Below are 24503 nucleotides of genomic sequence, written 5' to 3'. Positions count from 1 at the left end.
TGCTTTACTGAGGTCCAACGGGGGCAGCTGGTGCTGCCCCCGTTGGTCGAGTGGTCAGGCGATGTCGACGAGGATGTGCTGGAGGGCGGTCGTATCGCCGTCCGCGTCGGCCACCTTGAACGAGAAGTCGAGATTGGCATCCGGCGTCTCGCTCACGGTCGAGGTGAAGCCGATATCCACGATCTTCAGCACGTCGTTGTCGACGGCATCGAAGCTCACCAGACCGCCGGTCGCATTGCTGCCGCCGCCAGCGCCGGTCGCTCCGTTCAGGCTGATCGCCTGACCGGTGATGCCGTTGCCCGACTGCATGATCTGGACACCCTGCAGGACATAATCTTCGCCGGCCGCGTTGTAGTCGTTCCGCTCGATGATCAGGAGACCGTCATTGTTGTCGAGCGTGAACTCGCTGCTGTACGGCGCCGGGACCTGGCCCTTTTTCAAGATGTCGGAGTTGTCAGCGTAGACAGCCCGCGTGATCGAGGTGTCGTCCGCGGTGCCGAGGATGTTGTCGGCGCCATCGTCGACCAGGTTGAGGATCAGCATCAGGTCCTCGCTGGTGCCGATGCCGTCGAACTTGATCGCCATGGCGCCGGCGGTCGCCGTCGGGACGGTTGCCTCGTTCACGATGCCGACGTCGCTGCTGAAGAACCGCAACGTCAGCAGTTCGCCCTTCTGGATCGTGTCGCCGGCGACACCGTTGGTGCTCTGCGTCGCCGAAACCCACGTTGGATTGTTGTTGCTGACCATGTCGTGAGTGCCGGTCGGCGTGTTGAACGAGGTGTCGGAGGACGATCCCTGGCCATTGTTCGTCAGGCTGAACGGATTGGCCTTGTTGATCGCGTTGCCGGTGAATTGCACGTAGAAGTCTTCGTCTGCCGGCGTGTTCGGGTCATCCGCCTGCAGTTTTTCCAACACGATCGGTGGGTGGCCCACGTTGCTCGTGGGCTGCTTGGACAAGAGCTCGGCGGTGTGGATGACGTCGAAGCTGAAGCCCTCCAGCGGGTCGGTCAGGGTGATGGTGTAAGTACCGGCGACCTTGTCGAAGACCAGGGTACCGCCCGCTGTGCCTGTCTGGACACCGGCGGCCGGATCCTTGTCGTAGGTGAAGCTGAAGTTGAACGTCGCGGAGGCATCAGTCTCCGATGCCAGCGTCACGTCCGGGGTCAGGATACTGCCGCCGCCGCCGCCGGTGATCGAGCCGGTGAGCCCGATCTGGATGCCGGCAGTCACGAGGTCCTGGTCGACAAAGTCCGAATGCGTGGCATCGTAAAACGCGGCCGGGTGAGCATCCGCGCCGATATCGTAGCCGAAGTCGCCGCTGGCCGACGCGTTGAGTGTATTGGCCAACGTTTCGTGGGTCCCGGTACCGTTGCCGGCATCCGCGTCGCCATCGAACGGCTTCGTGATCGTCGGACCGTCGTCCTCGAACTTGAAAGCCGTGCCGATATTGGCGGTTGCATCGGCGGTGTCACCGTCACCATCGGTGATGGTCGCCTTCAGCGTCACCAGATCGGCAGCGGCAAGTGTCGCCGCCGAAAGGCCGCTCTCCACCGGGTCTGTCGGATCGTTATGGATGACCGAGCGGTCCTGGGTCAGTGTCACCTCGCCGGTGTTCTCATCGACGCTGATCAGGAAGGCGACGGTGCCCGTGTCGTTCTCCAGATAGCCTTCGACCTGGCCGCTGGCATTGACGCGCAGCAGGATGTTGTCGCCGCTGAGGGTGTCGTCGAGACCGCTGTCGACGTTGGCGCTCTTGATGCCGAGCTCATAGGTGACGGCGTCGCCGTCGGTGCCGGCGTCCGTGGTGAAGGCCGAAGCAAAGCCCGCCGATGCGGTATCGGAAATTTCGGTATCGTCGGTGGTCACCGTCGGAATGGTGCCGTCTGCGGTGATGCTCGGCCCGTCGTCTCTGATCTGCACCTTGTCGCCGATGGCGATGCTGGTGTCGTCGCCGTCGCCGTCGCCGTCATCGACGGTGACCACGGCCAGCAGGGCGCCGTCGTTCATCGTCTGCACGTCGTCGGGATCGCTGGCGTCGGAATGCGCGATCGCAATGTATTGCGCAATGCTGAGGATGCCGTTGTCGTCGATGGAGATGGCGATGGCCACTGCGTCACTCGTGTCGACGCTGCCGTCATCATTGGCATCGACGCGGCCGACGACGAGGCCGCCCTCGACATTGAGCAGGATGTTGTGTCCGTCGAGCGTATCGAAACCGGAATCGGCATTCGCCGCACTGACGTCGAGCGACAGTGTCTCGGTGCCTGGTCCGTCAGTGCCGAAGCTCGAGCTGGGTGTGACCACGGCGGAGGCGCTGGCTGCCCAGCCGATGGCCGTACCAAGCCCCGAGAAGGCGCCGGGCAAGGAGGCGAGGGGCTGGTCGTCCGAGCTGGCGTCGACGCCGGCCGTTTCGTCATGCAGCACGGTGGCGCTTTCCTCGGTCAACCCCGCCGTCGGGCCGTCGTCATCGAAGTTGATGAAGGAGCCGACCTCTTCGGTGTGGGCATTGGTGGTCGTCGCCTTGAAATGGAACTCGGTGATGTCGCACCCTTCATTCGCGTCGACCCCCGTAACCGTCAGTCGATCCATGTTATCGGCGGTGGTGATATCGACGGTGGTGACGTTATCCAGCCCGGTGATGGTGACGGCGTTCCCGGTGCCGCTAAGCCCTGTGACGGTGACGTTGCCGCTCGCGGTGGCATAGGTGCCGTCGACGGTGATGGTCGAGGCAAACCCCGATGCACCTGTCAATTTGACACTGGTGATGTCAACGGGGTCGGTCGTGGTGCCGTCAAAGAAGTCCGTGCCTTGCTGGTTGGCCGTGTTGTCGAAAGCCTTGATCGTGATGTCCACCCGCTTGTCCGGGCTGGAAGGCGTGATCTGGTTGATCGTGAACCCGGCCTCCGTGATGGTCTCGATATGGCTGCCGTACTGGATTTGCGACGCGGAACCCGCGTTCAGCAGGCCGCCGGTCACAAAATCGACCTGCAGCGTTTCGTTCGGATTTATGCTCTGGTTGTTGATGCCGAAGCCCTGTTCACTGACATTGGCGGTGCCGCCGTTCAGACCTATCACCAGAAGCTGCTTGGAGGCGTCATCGGGCGAATTGATCAGGTAGAAATCATGATTGCCGGGAGCAGCGTTCTGGCCGGAGAAGCTGATCTGGGAGGTCCCCTCGATCGACGCGTACACCAGATCGGTCAGATCGATCTGGTCGTCCGGATCGGACGCATCTGGATGGGACAACGCCACATATTGAACCAGATACAGATCCGCATCGGTGGTGCTGGTGTGATCGAGCCCAAACGAGAAGGCGAGCGGATCGGTTGCCGGGTCGGGCTCGGCGGTCGGGTCAGCGGTACCAATGACGCCGATCACGACATCTGCATTGTTCGGGTCCTGGAACAGCCAGACATAATTGCCATCGACCGTCTGGATGTCGGTCACCACGCCGTCGGTGGTGGAAAATGGCGTTCCCGAGGCGTCCTGGGTGAGAACGACCGAGGTGATGGTTTCTCCGGCGCTCGCCGTGGCCTGCACGAAATCGGCCTGATAGGCGACCTCCAGCGCGGTGCCGAGAGTGAGAAGATGTTGCAGCGTGGTGTTGGTGTCGTGCGGCGGAACGGCCGGATTAATATCGTCGTCTGTCAAGCCGCTTGTTTCGTCGATGATGATGTCTTGAGCTGTGATGTCGAGTGCCATTGCGAATTCTCCCTGGTTCAATGCGACAGGCGCGAAATCAGCCCCAACGCTGGCAACCGGTCGCATGGGCGTGCATTCGCCGGCAGGGCCGGCGCTGCGCGCCATCGTTAAAAGGGACCTGAAGTTTCGATTGACTCAGGGGGTAGAGGGGTTGGAGGAGCCGCCGCTAATCCTCCGCTCCTTGCCCCGTCAGGCAATTGTAGGCGGATGCGTCCTATGCGCATCGGTGACCCACCAACGGCGGGCACCAAGGATCGACAATGAGGGCATACTCAACCCCGCCCCTCTTCAACAGGCATTGACTGCCTGTACGCCTCCCGCTCAGAACATGAGCACAAAAACTTTACTCTTATTTGTGGAAATTTCAAATCGGACTATTGCCTTTTAATAAAAAGTGTGGATCGGAAATAGTCCCTCCAGGGGCAGGACTTTTGTCCCCATGATTCGAACCATTTAAAGTCAAAAAGAACACACTAGATGGTGTCCGTGGATTTGGGATCGCCTGAAAGAATGAATAGGACCTAATGCAGACGATGATCGCCATAGCACCAATGATGGATTGGACGGACCGGCATTGCCGGTTCTTCCACCGTCAGTTGACGCGCCGCGCGCTGCTCTACACTGAGATGGTGGTGGCGGACGCGGTCATCCATGGTGTGCGCGAGCGCCTGCTTGGCTTTGATGACGCCGAGCATCCGGTTGCGTTGCAGCTTGGCGGTTCGGATCCGCGCAAGCTCGCCGAGGCGGCCGTCATCGGCGAGGCGTTCGGTTATGACGAGATCAATCTCAATGTCGGCTGTCCGTCCGATCGCGTCCAGTCGGGCACGTTCGGCGCCTGCCTGATGAAGACGCCGCTGCTGGTGGCGCAATGCGTCGCGGCTATGAAGGCGGCGGTGAAAATCCCCGTCACCGTCAAATGCCGCATCGGCGTCGACGATCAGGACCCCGAACCAGCTCTCGATACGCTGGCTGACGGAGTGCTCGCGGCCGGTGCCGATGCCCTCTGGGTGCACGCCCGCAAGGCGTGGCTGGAGGGGCTGAGCCCTAAGGAAAACCGCGACATCCCACCGCTCGATTATTCGCGCGTCTATCGGCTGAAGGCCAGAAAGCCGAACGAATTCATCGGCATCAATGGCGGTATTCAATCGCTCGACGAGGTTTCCGAACATCTGCGCCATGTCGACGGCGCCATGCTTGGCCGTGCGGCCTATCATACGCCGGGCATCCTTGCCGGCGTCGATGCGGCTTTCTATGACGAGGCGCGGATCGCATTCGACTACGCGGCGCTGATGGATGCAATGGCTGCTTACGCCGCGCGCCATATCGAGAAGGGTGGAAGGCTCGGCCACATCACCCGCCATATGGTCGGCCTGTTCCATGGCCTTCCGGGCGCGCGCCGCTACCGGCAGATTCTGTCCACCGATGCCAACAAACCCGGAGCGGGGCCGGAGGTGCTGGAGGCAGCCTTTGCGGCGGTCGATCTCAGCGGGGCTGCGGCCGAAGCCGCCTAAAGCAGGTCGCGTGAAAAGGATTCACGCGACCTGCTTTAGGTTTTCGATTTTAAGCATGTCTTCGTCCCGAAACCGGGCCCACTTTCGGGAGACATGCTTTAAGAGGCTGCAACTCAAATCTCGCAGGCGATCCTGTCCGTATTTATGTCACAGATCTCAGCAGCGACAATGCTGGCCTGCGGGACCGGATTGCGGCTCCTTCTGTCTCGGCGGACAGGGGTGATCACCGTAAGAGCAGAATACGCAGCAATCTCCCGCCAGGGGCTTGAGGAGAATCCCGCAGCTTTCGCATTCGTAGAAATACTGGCAGGCATCGGCCGGCATCGTCTCGGTTTTGCGGTGACCGCAGGCCGGACAGGTGATGGTGCTGGTGAGTTCGGTCATTGCTCATTCACCAAGGCTGCTGCATAGCCGGCGTTTGTGGAAGCATCGGCGATCGCTGCTGGGCTCGTCTTGCTGTCGTCGAAGACAACCGTCGCGGTCTTGGCATCGACGTCGGTTGAAACGGAGACGATGCCGTCGAGGTGCTTGATTGCGGTCGTAACGGTGGCCGGGCAGAGCGGACATGTCATGTCGGGCACCGAGAATGTGGCCGTGCGCTGTCCGGCAGCAGCGGGCGCGGCGACGAGGAGCAGGACAGCGATTGCAATCGCAATGCGCATGGGGACCTCCTACGAATTGAGCCGTCCGAAGAGATCGACAGCGGCCGCCGACGCTGCAATCAGGCTCGCGGCCAACAGAATCCATCGGGTGGAACGGCGATAAACGGGGCTGGCGCAGAGGGAGCCTGGATCGCAGGCGGCCGCTTCACTGCGGCGGTAGCGCCAGTATCCGAGAGCGATGGAGACGGCTGCGAGCGTCAGGAAGTACGGCTGATAGGGCGCCAGCGCGGTGAGGCGCGCGATCCAGGCGCCGCTAATCCCGGCGAGTGCGAAAGCGAGTGGAAGGATACAGCAGGCGGAGGCGAGGAGACCTGCCGAAAGGCCGCCAAGAGCGAACGACAGGCCAGTCCATGATGTCGTTGGGTTGCTGACGGGCGATGGTCCGATCATTCCGGCATCTCCACGCGGCTCGACAGGAACAGGTTGATGGCGGCGCCCGACAGCATGATCAACAATCCGGTGCCAAGATTGAACATCAGAATCTCGATGCTGGCGTCGATTGGATGGAACAGGGTAAGCGCCGCGGCAGTAATTCCAGCCACGGAGAGACTTGCGGCGAAGATCACCGGCGCTGGGTTGAAACTGGCGGCATGGCGCAGCATCAGAGCCAAGGCCAGCGACAACGGCAGGCTGGTCAGCACCAATGTGGCAATGCAGGAGGCCGTCTCACCAGGAGCCGCGCTACCGGGAACCATCGGGGTCCAGAAGCGCAGGCACTGATAGCCGATCGAGAAAAGCCACAAGGCAAGCGCCGGAAGCGGCAGCCAAAGCCAATGACGTGAACGGCCGGGAAGGCTGATGAAGAATGCCGCGACCGCGGCAAGGATGCCGGTTAGGACAGCCCCTGTGAGGCTCACGGCGAAGCGGATATCGGCCAGGCGAACAAGGAGGCCTGGTCGCCAGCCATGGCCAGCGGCGATCATCGTGAGGATCAATGCGGCCAGAAGCAGGAAACCGGCGGCGCGCAGCAGCGGTGGGCGCAGCCGCCTGACCGGTCTCAGATTGGCCGCAAGCGCGGAAATGAGATCATCCGTGGGGATCATGTTTCACTCCCGCCATGGAAGAATCGCCGCAGACGCTGGATGGCGCGGTGAGTGGCGATTTTAAGCGCCGCCACGCTCGTACCACTCACCGCCGAGGCTTCCTTCAGCGACAGCCCTTCGATCTTGGTGAGCCGGACGGCTTCGCGCTGTCCGGCAGGAAGGCGGTCGAGGGCCGCCGCAATCTCATGGATATCCGTCATGCCCTCAAGGTTCGCGGGCGGATCGGCAAAGGTTTCGTGAGCAGATTCAAATTCCGTTTCGTAGGTCCGGCGGCGGCCCTGGCGGCGCAGGCGGTCGATCAGCCTGCGCCGGGCAATGGCCGTAAGCCAGGGACCGAACGGCCGCGCCGGATCATAGGTCCGGCGCACGGTATGCAGGCTGAGCAGTATATCTTGCACCGCATCCTCGATATCGCTGGGATTGCGGTGGCAGCGCGCCGCGTGAGCGCGGAGATATGGAGTGATGCTCTCCAGGAGCCGCCGGTAGGCATCGGCGTCACCGTCCTGAGCCCTGGCCATGAGGATCGACCAATCCAGTTCTCGCACCTGCAGCGAGGGAACAGCCGGCGCCCGCACAAGTTTCAGCACCGGTTTGGTGGTCATTGCCGGTGTGCCTCCGAAGCAAATCGTAAGGCTATCAGCCGATCGAGGGAAATCGGCCCTGCGCCCAGGGCGATGATGGAGATCGCCATGGCGGCCCAGGGCAGGTGGAAGTTGGCCCAGCCATCGGGCACCACAAGCTGGATGACACCGGTCATGATGAGCATCGCCAGCGCGGCAAAGCGGGTGGCGAGGCCCAGGACCAGCAGCACTGGCAAAACGAGTTCGGCGGTCGCGACCAGATAGGCCACGACATCTGGCATGGGGAAACCATACTCGGCGCCGAAGATGTGCAACTTGAACTCCTGTTCGAACAGATAGACGGTGCTGTCCGAGAGCTGCAGGAAACCGTCCCAGCGGGTAAGGCCTGAGCGGAAAAACGGCACCGCGAGTGCTGCTCGCAGAAACAGGGGCGCCACAGCCACGGCAACCGAGGAAAGCCGCCTTGTCAGTGTACGGACGAGTTCCGGAGCTGAGATCGTCATGGCTCACCTGCGGCATCCCGTTCGAGGCTCCAACCGACGAAGGCGCCGGCTTCAATCAGTCCGGCCAACGTCGCGCTGAGATCGAAGTAGACCGTGACCTCAAGCGCTGCGATAGCCGCGGCCACTACTGGCCTGCCGGCGCCCAGGCACGTGACAAGGGCCGCGGCGCCCATCGGGATTTGGTGAACACCGACTTCTGCGCCCGGCCGGATGATGAGAGTATCCTCGCCGCCAGCTTCGAGATCGACGGGTGCAGGCTCGCCGCCCGCAATGTTCATGCGCCAGATGGTGAGGGCGGGAAACTGCGATCGCGTAACACGCAGCGAAGGATGGAGCGCCAGCCTCACCTGGGCGAGGCGATCCTGTTCGATGGCGAGGAGATCGGCGGCTGTAAGCGGTTCCGCATCGGCCGCGTGATAGGCCTCGATCCAGGCGCGCTCGATCCTCGCCACGTCGGCGAGATAGGGCAGCGCCGCCACAGGCTCGAATCCACCAATGAATTCCGGGAAACCCGACCCGTAGCCGAGCATGATCGGAGACCGAGGCGGATGGGCCGTTGCGAATTGCCCGGCCATAGCGCGGAAGAATTCGTCCCCGACGATACGATGAACCGCCGGGTAGTTTTCCTTCAATGTCTCGATGAGGCCGGCCACGACGTTGTTGCGATAGACCGCAAAGCGGCGTGGACTCGGTAAGCCATCGGGACCCACGATGCCCGGCGGCGTGGCGCGAGCAGCATCGAGCAGGGCCATCGCGAAGTCCTGCTGCCGTTCAGCCAGTCCTTGCAAGGCGCACCTCCTGCGGTGTCGCGTGAGACTTCATATGCGCTTCGGCCCGCATGGCCTCGGCGTGCAGCTCGCCCCATGATGGCAAATCGGCATCCCATTCGATCAGCGTCGGCGTGGGACCGAGCTTGCCGATCACGTAGGTGTAGAGCTGCCAAACCAACGGGTCGACCGGTCGGTTGTGGGTATCGATAAGCAGCGGCCGCTGTTTCTCGTCGGTCTCCGGCGTGAAGCCGGCAAGGTGTATTTCCTGCACGGCGACGAGCGGATAGGCATCGATATAGGCGAAGGGATCCCATTGCTGATTGGTCGAAGCGACGTGGACGTTGCTCACATCGAGCAGCAGACCGCAGCCGGTGCGCCGCTGCACCTCGGCGATGAAATCGGGCTCGGCATAGGTGCTTTCGGCAAAGGCGACGTAGGTGGAAGGATTTTCCAGCAGCATCTGGCGGCCGAGCGTCTCCTGCACCTCGTCGATGTGAGAGGCGATGCGTTGGAGCGTTTCCTTGGTGTAGGGCATCGGCAGTAGATCGTTCAGAAACGCCTCGCCATGGCTCGACCATGCGAGGTGCTCGGAGAAAAGCCCAGGCTCGTAGCGGGCGATCAGGTCCTTCAGGCGCCTCAGATGGTCTTGGTCGAGGGGCCTGGCCGCGCCAATCGACAGGCCGACGCCGTGCAGCGACAGCGGATAAAGCTCGCGCACCGCCGCAAGGTAGCGGTGCGGCGGTCCGCCCGCCCCCATGTAGTTTTCGGCGTGGACCTCGAAAAAGCCGATATCCGGCACAGTTTCCAGGATCTCGCGGTAGTGCTGCGGCTTAAGTCCCACTCCGGCGCGCTGAGGTATGTTCATGTCGATCTCCCGGAAAGTCACGGATAGGAGGCGGATGGCCTCGCCATCCGCCGGGGTTTCCTGGGGATCAGCCGATCGGCTTCAGCGAGCCATGGCCATTGGGCGTGGTCATGGCGGTGCAGGTTCCCTTCTTCACCAGCTTGAAGGCATTGCCTTGGTAGTTCTTGGTGGAGGTGCCCGCGCAGGTGGTTCCAGCGCCCGCATAGCAGTCGTTATGGCCCTTCAGCGCCACGCCGAAGCACTTCTCCATTTTGCCGGAAGCGACCTCCTTTTTGGTCATCTCCCGCATCTTCATCATTTCTGCCTCGCTCATAGCGGCCGATGCGGAGCCGATGGCGGCGGCGCCAATGGCTGCGGCAAAGGCGCTGGCGACGGCAGCGGAAATCAGGCGGTTTGACATGCTATCCTCCATTGGCATTGTTGGACGAACCTTCTCCCCGGCGATGCTGGAAGCGGCAGGTTCTTCTGGAGGTTCGCGGCGGCGCCTTCTGAGGTTACGGCGGTTCAGATCGCCGCGGTTCACGAATTCGTGTAGTTGGGCTCAGGAATGGTCGGCACAAATGCACCTGAAGCAAAGCCATAAGGCCGGCCTCGGCAAGGCGGTGGCCGAACCGGCTTGAGGGTCTAAAGCGCGTCGCGATCTTTCAGGTTCGCTCCGTGCGCTTTAGTTTTTGATTTTACGCATGTCTTTGTCCCGAAACCGGTTCCCACTTTCGGGAGACATGCTTTAATCGCGCAGCACCATGCGGTCTCCGCGCACGTCGAAGCCCGACAGCGAACTGATAAAGTTCATGCCGAGCAGGCTCTGCTCGAGCATGCCGGGCGCCGCCACCATGACCGGCATGTCCTTGCGCACGATGCCGCCGATCGCCACTTCATCGGTTCTGACCGTCGCCGCGCGAGCCATGCCGTTGGCGGTCGAAACGTCCACGGTGTAGCTGAGCGCCGCCGGATTGAACCCGGCCGCCTGGGCGTCCTGCGCCGTCAGCACCGTGCTGGTCGCGCCGGTGTCGACAACCGTCCGCACCGGAGTACCGTTGACCAGGATTCGCGCTTCGAAATGGCCGTTGTCGGCCTTGTCGAGCGTGACGGTGGCGCGGCCATTGTCAACGCCCAGCGCCAGCGGGCTTCCCGGAACAAGGCCGGCCGTCACGCGGCTGGCAACGTCTTGAAGCTCGTAGCGGTATTGGTAGCCGGCAATCAGCGCCAGCACGATGGCCGCCCAGACGCCGATATTGCGCGCCATGTCGCCGAGCGGCCGGCCCGAGCGAACGAGGCTGGCGCCAATCACCGTTACCAGGACGCCAACCCAGATCAGCCGGCTGAAATCGTGGTTCTCGATGCCGAAGGTACGGCCGGCGGAATCATTCATCATCAGCAGGATCAGCCCGGCGCCGATCACCAGCATGACGATCCAGAACAGGCGACTCATGGCCAGCCCTCTCTCAGTCCTTGCTCACAACATGCCGCGCTCGCGCGCCATGCGGACGCGCCGCGTTTCGCGGCGGGGCCGGCGTTCGACCGTCTCCAGCCGCGCCGGCAACTCGGCCATCACCGTCCGCCGGACTTCCGGCGTCATCGTGAGCCAGGTCGCGATCTCATCGCGCGTGCGCCCGCAGCCGAAGCAGAAGCCGGTTTTCATGTCGATCGAGCAGACGAGTATGCAGGGAGACTCGATGGCGGTCATGCTGTTCTCTTGCCTTCACTCCACATGGTGCAACCACAAAGCCAATGCAAGCCCTCCGCAATGCGCCGCCCACCGGTGCTTTCGCGGCATTGCCGGGCGGTTGTGCCGGGCAGCGAAGGCGGCTATGCCGCTGCCTGTTCCTGCAATGAGACCGATATGACCGCCAAGCCTTTCGATGATTTCCGCACCCTGCTCGCGACGCTGCCGACGGCGGACGTCGCCGCCGAAACCCGTATCCGCACGCTGTTCGCCAAGACCGACAAGCCAAAGGCCTCGCTTGGGCGCATCGAGGATATCGCGACCTGGCTGGCCGCCTGGAGCGGGCGTGCGCCGCCGGCGGTAAACCGGCCTCTTGTGGCGATCTTTGCCGGCAATCACGGCGCTGTCCGGCATGCGATCTCGCCGCGGCCCGTTTCGGCGACCGCCAATGCCGTCGAACTCTGCGCTGCCGGCGGTGCGGCAATCAACCAGGTCTGCATCGCCAACGATCTCGGCCTGAAAGTCTTCGATCTGGCACTCGACATTCCGACCGGGGACATCACCGAGGAAGCGGCGCTCGACGAACGCGGCTGCGCCGCCACCATGGCCTTCGGCATGGAAGCCGTCGCCGGCGGTGCCGACCTTCTTTGCCTGGGCGACCTCGGCGTCGGCAATTCCACGATTGCGGCCGCCTTGTGCGCGGCGCTGTTCGGCGGCAAGGGCGCCGACTGGGTCGGGCCGGGATCGGGCGCGGATGCGACGATGGTGGCGCGCAAGGCCGACGCGGTCGACCGGGCACTGGCCCTCCACGGCTCCAGCCTTGACGATCCGCTCGAAGCGTTGCGCCGGGTCGGCGGCCGCGAGCTCGCGGCGATCTGCGGCGCCATTCTGGCAGCCCGCATGCAGAAGATCCCGGTGTTGCTTGACGGGTTCGTCTCGACGGCCGCCGCCTCGGTTCTGCACAGGGCCAATCCCGGTGCGCTCGACCATTGCCTGCTCGCCAGCCTGTCGCCGGAGCCCGGCCATGCCAAGATCGCCGAACGGCTTGGGCTCGAGCCGTTGCTTGATCTCGGCGTCAGTCACGGCGAAGGGGTGGGGGCTGGACTTGCCGCAGGTCTTGTGAAGGCCGCGGCGCTTACCAGTTCCGGCATGGCGGTAGTTGTTCGCAACTAAGGCGCGTTGCGATCTTTCAGATTCGCTCCGCGCGCTTTAGGTTCTTGATTTTACCCATGTCTTTGTCCCGAAACCGGTCCCCATTTTCGGGAGACATGCTTTAGCGCCGGCGCGCCGCAACCGCCTTGGTCGGCAGGGCCGGCAATTCCTCCATCACCCGGCTCAGCGGGAAAATGGCGATGGCCTCCGTGCCTTCGCGCAGCTTGGAGTGAAGCTCGAATTCGCCGCCATGCATGTCGAGCAGCCCCTGCACGATCGGCAGACCGAGGCCGGTTCCCTGTTCGGCGCTCTTGATGGCGATCGAGCCCTGGCCGAAGGCGGAAAGCACCACCGGGATTTCCTCGTCCGGGATGCCCGGGCCGTTATCCTTGACCGAGATGTACTGACCGCCGCCCGCTGTCCAGCCGACGCGCACGCGGACTTCGCCTCCCGACGCGGTGAACTTGATCGCATTGGACAATAGGTTGAGCGTGATCTGCCGGATGGCCCGCTCGTCGCCGAACAGACGCGGCAAGGTCGTCTCGAACTCCTGGATAACGCGGATGTCCTTATTGCGCGCCCTGAGCTCCATCATGTGACAGCAGTCCTCGACGATCGTCACGAGCACCACCGGCTCCTCGTTGAGCTGGTAGCGGCCGGCCTCGATGCGCGACAGGTCGAGGATCTCGTTGATCAGGTCGAGCAGGTGCTGGCCGGATTCGTGCACATCGTGCGCGTAGTCGCGATAGGTCGGGTTGTTCATCGGCCCGAGCACCTCGTTGGCCATCACTTCGGAGAAACCAAGGATGGCGTTGAGCGGCGTTCGGAGCTCATGGCTCATCGAGGCGAGAAAGCGCGACTTCGCCAGATTGGCGTCCTCGGCGCGCCGCCGTGCCTCGTCGGACATCGATTTCGCCGTCTCCACCTCTGCGATCAGCGCGTCCTTTTCCGAGCGGAAAGAGAGCACCATCCACGAGGCCTGGTTGAGATGGCGCGCGACATAGCCGAAGAAAGGCAGGGCAGCGACCAGAAGCGCCGCCATGATCCCTTCGATCGGCATCCATAGGCGCAGGACCGCGTAGACATAGACGGCGACAGGAACGGCGAAGGTCGCGAGCAGGGCGCCGCCCAGCGACGACGCCATGACCGCGGTCGTCGCCATGGCAACCAGAAGCACCATCGCCTTGACGACGTGGAACTGGTCGACCTGGCACGTGTCGCAGCCGAGCCAGGCGAACCAGGCCCAGCCGAGGCCGCACAGCGAATGGCCGATCAGGAAGTCGCGGCGCGTTTGCACCGGGTCGAGTTCGGCTGCTTCCGTCCGCTCGACGCGCCGCGCCATGAGGGCGACGATGGTGTAGCAAAGCAGCGTGAAGAGAGCCCAGATGGCAACCTGATTACCAACACCGGAAAGGCGGCCGATCGCCGCCACGGTAAGCACCAGCAGTGGTATCGCCGCCGCGCTGACCACCATGGCGCGTGCGTGCAGCTTCAGCAGTTCGCGGTCGAAGTCGAGGCTGCCGGCCTGCTGCGAAAGGCGGTCACGCGTCCTGCGCACCGCGCGCGCCACATCGCTGTTGCGATGCGGTCTCCTGCGGTCCACTATGAATTTGTCCGCTGTGTCCGAGCGTAGCAAAGGCATGCGAAGTTCAATTTCTGCGCGCAGCGATTTTCAGTTCGTTAAGCTACGTTCGAATGATTAAGAGACTGTTTGCCATATGAGCCGTTCCTGGTCGCGAGGACCGCGCCGGCGATATGCTCCGCGGCCTCCGCGCAGCCTCTGGCGCAGGCTGCTGGATTATGGGCTGACCGCGATTGTGCTTGGCCTGTTCATCCTGGTGGCGGCGCGGCTCGACCGTTTCGAGACGCGCAAGGAGCAAGGCACGGCCATCGTCAATGATGGCGATTCGCTCACGCTGGGTACCGAGCGCATCCGCATGCGCGGCATCGACGCTCCGGAATACACACAGACGTGCCGCAAGGAGGGCGCCGACTACCCTTGCGGCAGGCTTGCACGGCAGTCGCTGGTGCGGCTGATCGCCAACAGGCCGGTGTCCTGCAGCGGCTGGCAGCGCGACCGCTACGGCCGGCTGCTCGGTGACTGCAAGGCAGGCGACACCCAACTCAACCGTGCTCAAGTGCAGGCTGGATGGGCCGTCGCCTTCGGCGACTTCGAAACCGAGGAGGCGACCGCGCGGGTCGCCAAGGTCGGCATTTGGGCCGGCTCCTTCGAAGAGCCGCAGGACTGGCGCGACAGCCATCACGACCAACCGACCGAAAGGAAGCATGGCACGTTGGCTTCGCTTGGCGACGCGCTGCGCGAGCTTGTTCGCTTCTGGTGATGCCGCTTCTGGCGATGCTCTGTTCGATGCATGTCGTTCTCCCAAAACCGCTGCGCACTTTTGGGCGACATGCATCTTTGTTTTGATGCATGTCGTTCTCCCAAAACCGCTGCGCACTTTTGGGCGACATGCATTGAAGTGCGCCCTTCTTGTTGGGCATGATCTTTCCCGAAAACCGCCGCACACTTTTCGGGATCATGCCCTATGATCAGGGTGAAAGATCGGAGAATGGAATGAAGTTGTTCGATGGCGGCCGCGCTCCGAACCCCAGGCGGGTTCGGGTTTTCCTGGCGGAAAAGGGGCTGACGGTTCCGCTGGTGCCTGTCGACATGGGCGCGCTGGAGCATCGCGAGGAGCCGGTGGCGTCGCGCAATCCACTGCGGCGGCTGCCGGTTCTGGAATTGGACGACGGCACCATCATCACAGAATCGATAGCCATCTGCCGCTATTTCGAGGAGTTGCATCCCGAGCCCGCTTTGTTCGGAAAGGGCGCGCTAGGCAAGGCCAAGGTGGAGATGTGGCAAAGGCGCCTGGAGTTAAACCTCCTCAGCTGCGTCGCCGCTGCCTTCCGGCATATCCACCCGGCGATGAAGGACTGGGAGGTGCCGCAGATCCCGGAATGGGGCGAGGCCAACAAGCCCAAGGTCATTGAATTCCTGCATCTCCTTGACCGCGAACTGGCGGATAGGGAGTTCGCCGCCGGCGACACCTATTCGGTCGCCGACATCACCGGGTTGATCGCCATCGACTTCATGAAGCCGGCCCGTATCACGGTGCCCGAGGAATGCGCGAATGTGCTGCGCTGGCACGCGGCGCTCTCCAGCCGGCCAAGCGCCGCTGCCTGAGGCCCCATTTGGACGACTTGCCGAGCATGACCCAAGCGCTGGAAAGCCTCACCACCAGGGTGCGGGCCTGCCGCATCTGCGTCGAGCAACCGCGCGGCCGACCGTTGCCGCATGAGCCGCGTCCGGTGCTGAGGCCATCGTCGAGCGCGCGCATCCTGCTCGCCAGCCAGGCGCCGGGCACCAAGGTCCACATATCGGGCATGCCTTTCACCGATGCTTCCGGGGATCGCCTCAGAAGCTGGCTCGGTGTCAGCAGCGAAGAGTTCTACGACACGAAAAAATTCGCCATCGTGCCGATGGGTTTTTGCTTCCCGGGTCAGGATGCCAAGGGCGCCGACCTGCCGCCGCGCCGCGAATGCGCGCCGGCCTGGCGCGCTGCGTTGATGGCGCTGATGCCGCAGATCGATCTGGTGCTGACGATCGGCGGTTATGCGCAATCCTGGCACATGGGCTCGGCCCGTGGGCCATCGCTGACGGAAACGGTCAAAAACTGGCGCACCATTTGGGACCAGTCGCCCGCCCGGAAAGTGCTGCCGCTGCCACATCCGTCATGGCGAAACACCGGCTGGTTGAAGCAGAATCCCTGGTTTGAAATGGATTTGCTGCCTTTCCTGCGGTCGCAAATCCGCTATCGCATCGGATAGGCATTCGGCAAGATATCACTCGCTTTTGCCGCCATTGGCAGAATTTCTTTCTTGTGGAAGGCCCGGATAAAAGGGAATATAGCGAAACTATTCCCCTGGAGTTCTCCCGATGGACCGCCTTGACCGAAAAATTCTCCGCCTCCTGCAGGAGGATGCGACACTTGCGGTCGCCGATGTCGCCAAGAAAGTCGGCCTGTCGACCACGCCGTGCTGGCGGCGTATCCAGAAGCTCGAGGAAGAGGGCGTCATCCAGCGGCGCGTGGCCATTCTCGACCACGAAAAGGTCAATGTTCGCGTCACCGTTTTCGTGTCGATCCGCACCAATTCGCACAGCCATGAATGGCTGCGGCGCTTCTCCGAGGTCATCCAGGAATTCCCGGAAGTGGTCGAGTTCTACCGCATGAGCGGCGATGTCGACTATCTGCTGCGCGTCGTGGTGCCCGACATTGCCGCTTACGACGCCTTCTACAAGCGGCTGATCGCTAAGATCGAGATCCGCGACGTGTCGTCGTCCTTCGCCATGGAGCAGATCAAATACACGACCGAGATCCCGCTCGACTACATGGTGCTCGACAAGGAATCGGGCGCCAACGCGGCCTGATCATCTAGCGCTCGCCGCTTTCCACTATACGCGAAGCGGCGAGATTTAGTTCTTCTTTTTGTTGAGGAAATTCCACGGCGAGTTGACCGGCAACGTGACCGCGTCCGGCACCGTATCGACGCTCGCCACCTCCGCCTTGCGCACGGTATAGCCCGACTGGACGATCAAGACGCCGTCGAGGATGAAGAGCTGGCTCTTCTCCATGCCGGGCTTCAGTACGCCGGTGACGGAGACCGGCTGATAGGCCTCCGACATTTTGTACGGATGCGCCGGCGTCACCAGCACGATCTGGTTGGGCGGCGGCGTCGGCATGTGGCTGCAGGCGCCCGTCCACGGCACCAGCAGGAACTGGTAGACGAGGTCGCCGTCGCGATCGACCGGCAATGCATAGCCGGCCAACTGAATGGTCTTGTCCTGCAGATCGAGCGACAGCGTCTCGCCGTGGTCAGGCAGCTTCGCTGCGATCATCGGCAGGTTGGCGTCCTCGGCCACCGCCTGCGTCGTCGGGCGCAGATTCTTCCAGAAGATGTGCGCGATATCGGCCGCGGCATTGGTTCCGGTGGTGGCGAGCGCGAGCGCTAACGCCACCAGCATCGCGCGTGTTTTGAAATGCTTGCTCATAGTCGTGCCATCCTCCGTCAGTTGATCTCCGGAATCGAGTAAGAGCGTTGTGACTGTTTCAGATCAACGGTCCATCCGCATCACATGCCGCCGTGCGCCGGCTGTGCCTACCTCATGAAAACCCCGTGCGACGAACATGTCGCGAAAACCCATGAAGCGATAGCTCGGTGCGGCCTCGTCGACCGGATAGGCCTCAATGGTAGAAGCGCCTTTGGCGAAAGCGTGCTCGATCGCGGCATCCAGCAAAGCGGAAGCGAGGCCGCCACCGCGCAAGGCCCTTGGGACGTAGAAGCAAACAATCGACCAGACGCCTGTTTCGCTGTCGTCCTGCTGCTTTGAGAGTTTTCGATAGGTTTCGCGCGGCGCGACCGAACACCAGCCGACCATCTTGCTGTCGAGCTCGGCGACGATGCCGACGGGAGTGCCGGCGTCGATCAGCGCCATCATCATGCGCTTCTTCTCGTCGTTCTCAATGTGCTCACGGCTGGAATGGCGCCAGGCCATGCACCAGCAATATTTCGGCGCGCCGGGCTGCTCGAACAGGTCTTCGAAACGACCGCGCGTTTGCCGCGTCACCTCGATGAAGCGGATATGGCCGAGATCAAGCCTTTCCGGCAGCGAGCCGTTCGAGCTGTTTGGCATCCGTCAGTTCCTTGACAGCGTCCTTGCCGATCCAGCGCGCCGTCTTGTCGGACGATGCCGCCAGTTTCTCGGCCAGCGCAAGGGCAGGGGCGTGCAGTGCCATCGACCGCTTGCCGATCTGCCGCAGCGCCCAGTTGACCGCCTTGCGGACGAAGTTGCGCGGGTCGCCCGCATGCTTCTCGATCAGCGGCAGATAGGCAAGGAAGGTCGCATCCGGCTCCTTCTTCAGATGCACCGCGCCCCAGGCCAGCATGGCAAAGGCGGTGCGGCGCACGAACTCGCGTTCGTCCTCGGCGAATTCCTCGATCAGCTCGCGCCAGAACGGCGTTTCGGCGAACAGGTCGGCAACGGTGTCGACGATTTCCCAGCTGTCGAAACCGGCGGCCCAGCGCCGGCACTGGCCGACATCGACCTTCTTCGCCTCGCCGGTGAAGGCGGCCATCAATCGCGCCTCGCGGATGCCGGTATCCCAGAGAAGCAGCGACCTCTCGTGGTTCTTCTTCAGCTTGCTTGCCAGCGGCCGCAGATCGGAATTGCCGACGCCGAGCGCGGCCGCGGTATTGATGCCGAACCGCGCCATGCCGGCGCGGTTCTCCTCGGTGCCGATCGAGCGCAAATGAGCGACGATGTCGTCGGCGCTCCAGCTCGGATCGGGCGGGGCCATCGCTGTCTATTTTTCCAGGCGCGCCAGCAGCGAGGACGTGTCCCAGCGCCGCCCGCCCATCGCCTGCACATCCTTGTAGAACTGGTCGACCAGCGCCGTCACCGGCAGCCTGGCGCCATTGCGGTTGGCCTCGGCGAGGCAGATGCCGAGATCCTTGCGCATCCAGTCGACGGCAAAGCCGAAATCATATTTTCCGGCGTTCATCGTCTTGTGGCGGTTTTCCATCTGCCAGGAGCCGGCGGCGCCCTTGGAGATCACCTCGATGACCTTCTCGATGTCGAGCCCGGACTTCTTGCCGAAATGGATGCCTTCGGCCAGCCCCTGGACGAGGCCGGCAATGGCGATCTGGTTGATCATCTTGGTGAGCTGGCCGGCGCCCGCCGACCCCATCAGCCCGACCATGCGGGCAAAGGCGTCGATGATCGGCCTTGCCTTGTCGAAGGCTGCCTGCTCGCCGCCGACCATGACGGTCAGCACGCCGTTCTCGGCGCCTGCCTGGCCGCCCGATACCGGCGCGTCGAGGAAGGAAAAGCCGGCATTTTCAGCGGCGTCGGCCAATTCTCGCGCGACCTCGGCCGAGGCGGTAGTATTGTCGATGAAGACGGAACCTTTCTTCATCGCTCCGAAGGCGCCCTTGGCGCCGGTCGTCACCGAGCGCAGGTCGTCGTCATTGCCGACGCAGGAGAACACAAAATCTTTGCCTTCGGCCGCTTCGGCCGGCGTCAGTGCCAGCCTGCCGCCATGTTGGGCGACCCACTGCTCGGCCTTGGCCGTTGTACGGTTGTAGACGGCGACGTCGTGGCCGCCCTTGTTCCTGAGGTGGCCGGCCATCGGATAGCCCATGACGCCAAGACCGAGAAATGCAACCGATGCCATTAGCCTGCCTTCCAACAAAAGAGAGATTTCAGTGCCGGAAGGTCTAGGCCATGCGAAAAATTCGTCAAGGCACGGAGGGCCACATCGACTGGTACAGCCTGGAACGCGGCGCTCTATCGCTTGAGGTGAATGGTGATCCGGCGCTCGATCCATTCGACGCCGTGGCGCAGGATCTCGACCATCACCAGATAGACGATCGCTACCCAGATATAGGCTTGGATGTCGAAGGAGTTGGCGTAGGCGAGCTTGGCATTGCCCATCAGGTCGTAGACGGTGATGATGGCAACGATGGCCGAGGCCTTGATCATCAAAACGAGCTCGTTGCCGTAGGGCCGTAGCGCGACGATGATCGCCTGGGGCAGGATTACCTTGCTCAGCGTCTGAAGCTTATGCAGCCCGAGCGAGGCGGCACCCTCCCATTGGCCCCGGGGCACGCTCTCGATGGCGCCGCGCAGGATTTCGGCCTGGTAGGCGGCGGTGTTGAGCGAGAAGGCAAACACCCCGCAATAGAAAGCTTCGCGGAAGAACCACCAGAGACCGACGGATTGCAGTTCCGGCCTGAACGAGCCGATGCCGTAATAGACCAGATATGTCTGCACGAGCAGCGGCGTGCCGCGGAAGAAATAGACGTAGCAATAGGCAAATCCGGACAGGATCCGGTTCTTCGACATGCGGCCGTAGGCAACGGGGAGCGAGAGGATCGCACCGGTCACCATCGAGATGCCCACCAGCGCCAAAGTGGTGCCAAGTCCCCTCAGATAGGCTGGCGCGTATCTGTCAAAGAATGTGCCGCCCTGCCAGGCATGGACCAGATAGGCCACGATGCCGAGGCCGAAGAGGATCCACACGCCGACCAGCGCATAGCCTATGATGCGGGCGCGCGGCCAGCCGCGAGCCTCGGGCGGCGGCCTGTCGACGGCAATAGCGTGGCTGACGCTCATCGTGCCTCTCTCCGCCCGAGGGAGCGCAGAATATAGCCGGTGGCGACCGATGACAGGATGGCCAGCACAAGGAAGACCAGCGCGGCGACGCTGTAGAAGAGGAACGAATGCTTGGTGACGCGCGCCGCGACGCCGGCGTTGCGCAGCGTTTCCGCAAGATTGACCACGGACACTAGCGACGTGTCCTTGAGCAGGCTGAGCCAGCAATTCTCGAGGCCCGGAAAAGCGATGCGTATCAACTGCGGCAGGACCACGAGGCGCATCGTCTGCCATTTCGAAAGGCCAACGGCGTAGCCGCCCTCGTACTGGCCCTTGGGAATGGCGCGAAAGGCGGAAAGAAAAACCTCGCTGGCGTAGGACGAGAAGATCAGCGAGAGCACAATCATGCCGGCAATGAAGCTGTTCACGTCGATCGTGGCATCCGGATTGAACAGCCGGACGACATATTGCAGCAGCAGCGGCATGCCGAAGAAGAACAGGAACAGCGTCACCAACTCCGGCAGGCCGCGAAAGACGGTCGTGTAGATGTTGGCCGCGAGCCGCAGCGACGGTTCTTGCGACTGTTTGGCGAAGGCGACGAAAAAGCCGATCACCAGGCCGATGGGGAGGGTGGCGAGCGCCAGCGCAATCGTGACCAGCACGCCAGAGGCGATATCGTCACTCCAGCCATCGGGCCCCCAACTGAGAAGTGTCCAAATGCTTTGGGCCGGCATTGGCGGGGCGTGTCTCCGTGGCGATCCCGGAACGAAAGAAGGGCGGTGAGGTCGTCCTCACCGCCCCGAGCGCAATGATCAGGACTCGGCGCCGTAGACGTCGAACTTGAAGTACTTGTCGTTGATTTCCTTGTACTTTCCGTTGGCGCGGATGGCGTCGATCGCCGCATTCAGCTTGTTGACAAGATCGGTCTCGCCCTTGCGCACGGCAATGCCGGCGCCCGGTCCGAAGATTTCGACCGGCTGCGGCGAAGGCTGGCCGAGGATCTTGCAGCAGGCGCCGTCAGGCGAATCCAGCCACTGCTGCAGCACGACGATGTCGTCCTCGATGGCGTCGAGACGGCCGTTGGCGAGATCGGCCTGCTCCTCGGGGCTGCTCGGATAACCTTTGATGGTGCTGTCGGTATAGGTCTTCGAGGCATAGTTGAAATGCGTCGTCGTGGTGGCGACGCCGATATTCTTGCCGGCGAGGTCTTCCTTGGTCACGCCCTTGAGCGGCGAATCCTTCGGCACCGCGATCGCAGACGGCGTGTTGTAGTATTTGTGGGTGAAGTCGACCTTTTCCTGGCGCTCAGGCGTGATCGACATCGAGGCGACGATGGCGTCGAACTTGCCGGCCTGGAGCGCCGGAATGATGCCGTCCCAGTCCTGCGCGACGAAGGTGCATTTCACCTTCATTTCGTCGCAGAGGGCCTTGGCGATGTCGATGTCGAAGCCGACCAGCTGGCCGTCCGAGGTCAGGTTGTTGAAGGGCGGATACGCGCCTTCGGTGCCGATCCTCAGGGTCTTTTCCTGAGCCTGGGCGACGCCAAGTGTCAGCAGCGCGGCCGAAGCGGCGAGCGCGATACGCAGTGCAATACGCATGATAATCCTCTCATATTGTCATGGCCGCTGTCCCATGCGGCTCTTGAGGACGGAGCTACTTGTCCGCCCGCTGCGCGGGATACTCCCACTCTTTCGAAGAAAAAAGCAACCGCAAAACAACAGCAAACGACAATCGCCGACTGCCGCTGGGTTACTTGCCGGGAGCAACGAGGCCGGTCGCGCGCTCGATGAAGTCGGCTATCGATTTCGTATCATCGAGGTCGAAAACCGGCAGGCTCTCGCCTTCGACCGCAAAGTCGGCGGCGACAGCGACGATGTTCGGATCGTTGGCCGAAAGCGGCGTCCGGTCCTTGGCTTCCAGGCGTCGCGCCTCGATCTTCTTGTGCGCCTCGCGCTTGTAGCCTTCGATCAGCACGATGTCGGAGGGCGCCAGCCGCGCCAGGATGTCGTCCAGCGAGGGCTCGTCCTCATTGCGCAGCTCGTGCATCAGCGCCCAGCGCCGGCCGGAGGCGACCGCGACCTCCGTGGCGCCGGCCTGGCGATGGCGAAAGGAGTCCGCTCCCGGCTTGTCTATGTCGAAGTCGTGATGGGCATGCTTCACCGTCGAGACCGTCCAGCCGCGCCGGACCAGTTCGGCGACCAGCTTCTCGGTCAGTGTCGTCTTGCCGGAATTCTTCCAGCCGGTGATGCCGAATACGCGTCTCATGGCTGGAGGCTTTGCAACAGACGTTTCGCCTCCGCAAGATCGTCCGGCGTGTTGATGTTGAAGAACGGGTCGATCCGCCGGCCTTCGGCTTCGATCATCGGAAACTCCACCTGAACAAGACCCTGCCGCTCCATGAAGGCCGAAACCCGGCGGTTGTCTTCGTCGACCAGGAAATGGCGCAGTGCATCGCGCAGGCCAAGGGGCCACAGCGCGAAAGTGGGGTGCAATCGGCCATCGGAACTGGCGGCGGCGATCGCGCCCGGCCGTTCTTGGGCAGCAGCGTTCAATCGTTCGACAAGATCGCCGGGGAAGAACGGCGTGTCGCCGGCCGCGCTCACCAGTGACCGGCAAGCCGTGTTCGTTGCCGCCCATTCGAGGCCGGTCAGAATGCCGGCCAGCGGGCCGGCATAGCCGGGCATCGTGTCAGCAAGCACAGGAAGGTTCGTGCCGGCAAACCGCGAGGGATCGCCATTGGCATTGAGCGCCAGCGTGCCGACCTGCGGTTCGAGGCGCGCGGCGACATGGTCGATCAGCCTGGCTTTGCCCAGCGAAAGCAGGGGCTTGTCGCCGCCGCCCATCCGGCGCGACTGGCCGCCTGCCAGGATGATGCCCGCTACGCTCCGGTCCATCGGCCCTATATGCCGTCCGGCGCCATGTCGGGTCCAGCGCTTTCGGCGGCGGGCTGCAGCCTGCCGACGACGCGCTCGCGGTAGAGCGCATAGAGGCCGGAGCCGATGATGATTGTCGCGCCGACGATCATCGGCAGATCGGGGACGTCGCCGAAGATGACGAGGCCGAGCAGGATCGACCACAGCAGCGCCGTATAGCGGAACGGCGCGATGAAGGAGATGTCGCCCGAACGCATCGCCATGATGATGAACTGATAGCCGATGAGCACCAGCACCGCCGCCAGCGCCAGCAGTACGGTCGCCTTGCCGCTCATCGGCGTCCAGCCGCCCATCGGCGACAGCAGCAGCGCGCCCAGCACAGTCATGGCCAGCGCCGTCGCCGTCGACACCAGCATGGTCGGGATCGCCTGCGGGATGCGCTTGGTGGCGAGGTCGCGCACGGCGCAACAGGCAACGCTTGTCAGCGCCAGCAGCGAATAGACGCTAAAACCTTCGAAACCCGGCCGCACGATGATCAGAACGCCGGCAAAGCCGACGACAATGGCCAACCAACGCCGCCAGCCGACGCCTTCGCCGAAGAAAAGTGCCGCGCCCATTGTCACCGCAAGCGGCAGCGCCTGCAGCACTGCCGAGACATTGGCGATCGGCAGATGGGCAAGGGCGATCAGGAACGACACCGTGGCGCCGGCCTCGCCGGCGACGCGCATCGCCACCATCGGCTGCAGCATCGCTGCCGGATTGGCCAGCGCGCCGCGCCGCCAGGCAAGCAGGCCGACGAAGAGCGATGCGAAAGCGCCGCGCACCAGCATGACCTGCGCCATGTTCATCGATTCCGACGAGAATTTGGTGATGGCGTCGTTGAGGGTGAAGCCGATCATGGCCACCACCATGAAAAGCGCGCCGCGAAGATTGGGCGAGAGAGGCAAGGGCGTTTCCAGATTCTATTTTTGGGTCAAGCCTGTAGCAGGCAACTGGAAAACAGCAACGGCAAAGAAATGG

General features: G+C 62.9%; 29 protein-coding genes. 6 read left to right on the top strand and 23 right to left on the bottom strand.

Annotation, left to right across the window (positions count from 1 at the left end):
- Positions 1-54 precede the first annotated feature (54 nt).
- Entirely contained in the window at positions 55-3702 is a 3648-nt protein-coding gene (locus EJ071_RS25890; protein ID WP_126100388.1) for a DUF5801 repeats-in-toxin domain-containing protein, read from the bottom strand.
- 524 nt (positions 3703-4226) lie between these two features.
- Here EJ071_RS25890 and dusA point away from each other — a divergent pair.
- Complete coding sequence (gene dusA, locus EJ071_RS25885; RefSeq protein ID WP_126100387.1) at positions 4227-5213, top strand: tRNA dihydrouridine(20/20a) synthase DusA; 987 nt, start codon at positions 4227-4229, stop codon at positions 5211-5213.
- Positions 5214-5369: 156 nt separating this feature from the next.
- On the opposite strand, the gene EJ071_RS25880 is transcribed toward dusA, so the two are convergent.
- The 11 genes from EJ071_RS25880 to EJ071_RS25830 all read right to left on the bottom strand — a co-directional run bounded on the left by EJ071_RS25880 (position 5370) and on the right by EJ071_RS25830 (position 11324).
- Positions 5370-5597 (bottom strand): GDCCVxC domain-containing (seleno)protein, encoded by a 228-nt coding sequence (locus EJ071_RS25880; protein WP_126100386.1) that lies wholly within the window; start codon positions 5595-5597, stop codon positions 5370-5372.
- Positions 5594-5875 (bottom strand): heavy-metal-associated domain-containing protein, encoded by a 282-nt coding sequence (locus tag EJ071_RS25875; protein ID WP_126100385.1) that lies wholly within the window; start codon positions 5873-5875, stop codon positions 5594-5596. Before EJ071_RS25875 ends, EJ071_RS25880 begins: the two co-directional genes overlap by 4 nt.
- 9 nt (positions 5876-5884) lie before the next feature.
- Positions 5885-6265, bottom strand: coding sequence for a mercuric transporter MerT family protein (locus EJ071_RS25870; protein WP_126100384.1), 381 nt, complete (start codon positions 6263-6265; stop codon positions 5885-5887).
- Entirely contained in the window at positions 6262-6918 is a 657-nt protein-coding gene (locus EJ071_RS25865; RefSeq protein ID WP_126100383.1) for an NrsF family protein, read from the bottom strand. Before EJ071_RS25865 ends, EJ071_RS25870 begins: the two co-directional genes overlap by 4 nt.
- The gene (locus tag EJ071_RS25860; RefSeq protein ID WP_126100382.1) at positions 6915-7520 is read right to left on the bottom strand and encodes a sigma-70 family RNA polymerase sigma factor; all 606 of its coding nucleotides are present in this window, start codon (positions 7518-7520) and stop codon (positions 6915-6917) included. The genes EJ071_RS25865 and EJ071_RS25860 overlap by 4 nt, the downstream gene beginning before the upstream one ends.
- Positions 7517-8002, bottom strand: coding sequence for a DoxX family protein (locus EJ071_RS25855; protein ID WP_126100381.1), 486 nt, complete (start codon positions 8000-8002; stop codon positions 7517-7519). Before EJ071_RS25855 ends, EJ071_RS25860 begins: the two co-directional genes overlap by 4 nt.
- A complete protein-coding gene (locus tag EJ071_RS25850; protein ID WP_126100380.1) occupies positions 7999-8790 on the bottom strand; it encodes a DNA-binding domain-containing protein in 792 nt (263 codons plus the stop codon). The genes EJ071_RS25855 and EJ071_RS25850 overlap by 4 nt, the downstream gene beginning before the upstream one ends.
- Positions 8774-9637: a DUF692 domain-containing protein gene (locus tag EJ071_RS25845; protein ID WP_126100379.1), complete on the bottom strand. Its 864-nt coding sequence runs from the start codon at positions 9635-9637 to the stop codon at positions 8774-8776. The genes EJ071_RS25850 and EJ071_RS25845 overlap by 17 nt, the downstream gene beginning before the upstream one ends.
- A gap of 67 nt (positions 9638-9704) precedes the next feature.
- Positions 9705-10037, bottom strand: a complete 333-nt coding sequence (locus EJ071_RS25840) for a DUF2282 domain-containing protein (RefSeq protein ID WP_126102718.1) — start codon at positions 10035-10037, stop codon at positions 9705-9707.
- Positions 10038-10364: 327 nt separating this feature from the next.
- On the bottom strand, positions 10365-11069 hold the full coding sequence (locus EJ071_RS25835; RefSeq protein WP_126100378.1) for a TIGR02281 family clan AA aspartic protease: 705 nt from the start codon (positions 11067-11069) through the stop codon (positions 10365-10367).
- Between the two features lie 24 nt (positions 11070-11093).
- Entirely contained in the window at positions 11094-11324 is a 231-nt protein-coding gene (locus EJ071_RS25830; protein WP_126100377.1) for a DUF1289 domain-containing protein, read from the bottom strand.
- 156 nt (positions 11325-11480) lie between these two features.
- On the opposite strand from EJ071_RS25830, the gene EJ071_RS25825 reads away from it, so the two are divergent.
- Entirely contained in the window at positions 11481-12476 is a 996-nt protein-coding gene (locus EJ071_RS25825) for a nicotinate-nucleotide--dimethylbenzimidazole phosphoribosyltransferase (RefSeq protein WP_126100376.1), read from the top strand.
- A gap of 100 nt (positions 12477-12576) precedes the next feature.
- Here the strand turns inward: EJ071_RS25825 and EJ071_RS25820 are convergent, their stop codons facing one another.
- Positions 12577-14097, bottom strand: coding sequence for a HAMP domain-containing sensor histidine kinase (locus tag EJ071_RS25820; RefSeq protein ID WP_126100375.1), 1521 nt, complete (start codon positions 14095-14097; stop codon positions 12577-12579).
- Between the two features lie 76 nt (positions 14098-14173).
- Here EJ071_RS25820 and EJ071_RS25815 point away from each other — a divergent pair, with 76 nt between their 5' ends.
- The 4 genes from EJ071_RS25815 (at position 14174) to EJ071_RS25795 (ending at position 16887) form a co-directional block, all read left to right on the top strand.
- Positions 14174-14797, top strand: coding sequence for a thermonuclease family protein (locus tag EJ071_RS25815; RefSeq protein WP_126100374.1), 624 nt, complete (start codon positions 14174-14176; stop codon positions 14795-14797).
- Positions 14798-15030: 233 nt separating this feature from the next.
- Positions 15031-15642, top strand: a complete 612-nt coding sequence (locus EJ071_RS25805; RefSeq protein ID WP_126100373.1) for a glutathione S-transferase — start codon at positions 15031-15033, stop codon at positions 15640-15642.
- Positions 15582-16286, top strand: a complete 705-nt coding sequence (locus tag EJ071_RS25800) for a uracil-DNA glycosylase family protein (protein WP_126100372.1) — start codon at positions 15582-15584, stop codon at positions 16284-16286. The genes EJ071_RS25805 and EJ071_RS25800 overlap by 61 nt, the downstream gene beginning before the upstream one ends.
- Before the next feature lie 109 nt (positions 16287-16395).
- Positions 16396-16887, top strand: a complete 492-nt coding sequence (locus EJ071_RS25795) for an Lrp/AsnC family transcriptional regulator (RefSeq protein WP_126100371.1) — start codon at positions 16396-16398, stop codon at positions 16885-16887.
- A 45-nt stretch (positions 16888-16932) separates the two neighbouring features.
- On the opposite strand, the gene EJ071_RS25790 is transcribed toward EJ071_RS25795, so the two are convergent.
- From EJ071_RS25790 to EJ071_RS25745, 10 genes are all read right to left on the bottom strand, one after another.
- Positions 16933-17508: a DUF3299 domain-containing protein gene (locus EJ071_RS25790; RefSeq protein ID WP_126100370.1), complete on the bottom strand. Its 576-nt coding sequence runs from the start codon at positions 17506-17508 to the stop codon at positions 16933-16935.
- Positions 17509-17571: 63 nt separating this feature from the next.
- The gene (locus EJ071_RS25785; RefSeq protein WP_126100369.1) at positions 17572-18150 is read right to left on the bottom strand and encodes a GNAT family N-acetyltransferase; all 579 of its coding nucleotides are present in this window, start codon (positions 18148-18150) and stop codon (positions 17572-17574) included.
- The gene (locus EJ071_RS25780; protein WP_126100368.1) at positions 18110-18814 is read right to left on the bottom strand and encodes a DNA alkylation repair protein; all 705 of its coding nucleotides are present in this window, start codon (positions 18812-18814) and stop codon (positions 18110-18112) included. The genes EJ071_RS25785 and EJ071_RS25780 overlap by 41 nt, the downstream gene beginning before the upstream one ends.
- Before the next feature lie 6 nt (positions 18815-18820).
- Positions 18821-19690 (bottom strand): NAD(P)-dependent oxidoreductase, encoded by an 870-nt coding sequence (locus EJ071_RS25775; RefSeq protein WP_126100367.1) that lies wholly within the window; start codon positions 19688-19690, stop codon positions 18821-18823.
- A gap of 113 nt (positions 19691-19803) precedes the next feature.
- A complete protein-coding gene (locus EJ071_RS25770; RefSeq protein ID WP_126100366.1) occupies positions 19804-20631 on the bottom strand; it encodes an ABC transporter permease in 828 nt (275 codons plus the stop codon).
- The gene (locus EJ071_RS25765) at positions 20628-21344 is read right to left on the bottom strand and encodes an ABC transporter permease (protein ID WP_126100365.1); all 717 of its coding nucleotides are present in this window, start codon (positions 21342-21344) and stop codon (positions 20628-20630) included. The genes EJ071_RS25770 and EJ071_RS25765 overlap by 4 nt, the downstream gene beginning before the upstream one ends.
- Positions 21345-21422: 78 nt before the next feature.
- The gene (locus tag EJ071_RS25760; RefSeq protein ID WP_126100364.1) at positions 21423-22208 is read right to left on the bottom strand and encodes an ABC transporter substrate-binding protein; all 786 of its coding nucleotides are present in this window, start codon (positions 22206-22208) and stop codon (positions 21423-21425) included.
- A gap of 151 nt (positions 22209-22359) precedes the next feature.
- On the bottom strand, positions 22360-22875 hold the full coding sequence (gene mobB, locus EJ071_RS25755; RefSeq protein WP_126100363.1) for a molybdopterin-guanine dinucleotide biosynthesis protein B: 516 nt from the start codon (positions 22873-22875) through the stop codon (positions 22360-22362).
- Positions 22872-23504: a molybdenum cofactor guanylyltransferase MobA gene (mobA, locus tag EJ071_RS25750; RefSeq protein ID WP_126100362.1), complete on the bottom strand. Its 633-nt coding sequence runs from the start codon at positions 23502-23504 to the stop codon at positions 22872-22874. Before mobA ends, mobB begins: the two co-directional genes overlap by 4 nt.
- Positions 23505-23509: 5 nt before the next feature.
- Positions 23510-24430, bottom strand: a complete 921-nt coding sequence (locus EJ071_RS25745) for a DMT family transporter (protein ID WP_126100361.1) — start codon at positions 24428-24430, stop codon at positions 23510-23512.
- Positions 24431-24503: the final 73 nt, after the last annotated feature.

The sequence above is a fragment of the Mesorhizobium sp. M1B.F.Ca.ET.045.04.1.1 genome, assembly GCF_003952465.1.
In the GTDB taxonomy this organism is placed as follows: domain Bacteria; phylum Pseudomonadota; class Alphaproteobacteria; order Rhizobiales; family Rhizobiaceae; genus Mesorhizobium; species Mesorhizobium shonense.
This window is presented reverse-complemented; position numbering and strand designations above follow the sequence as displayed.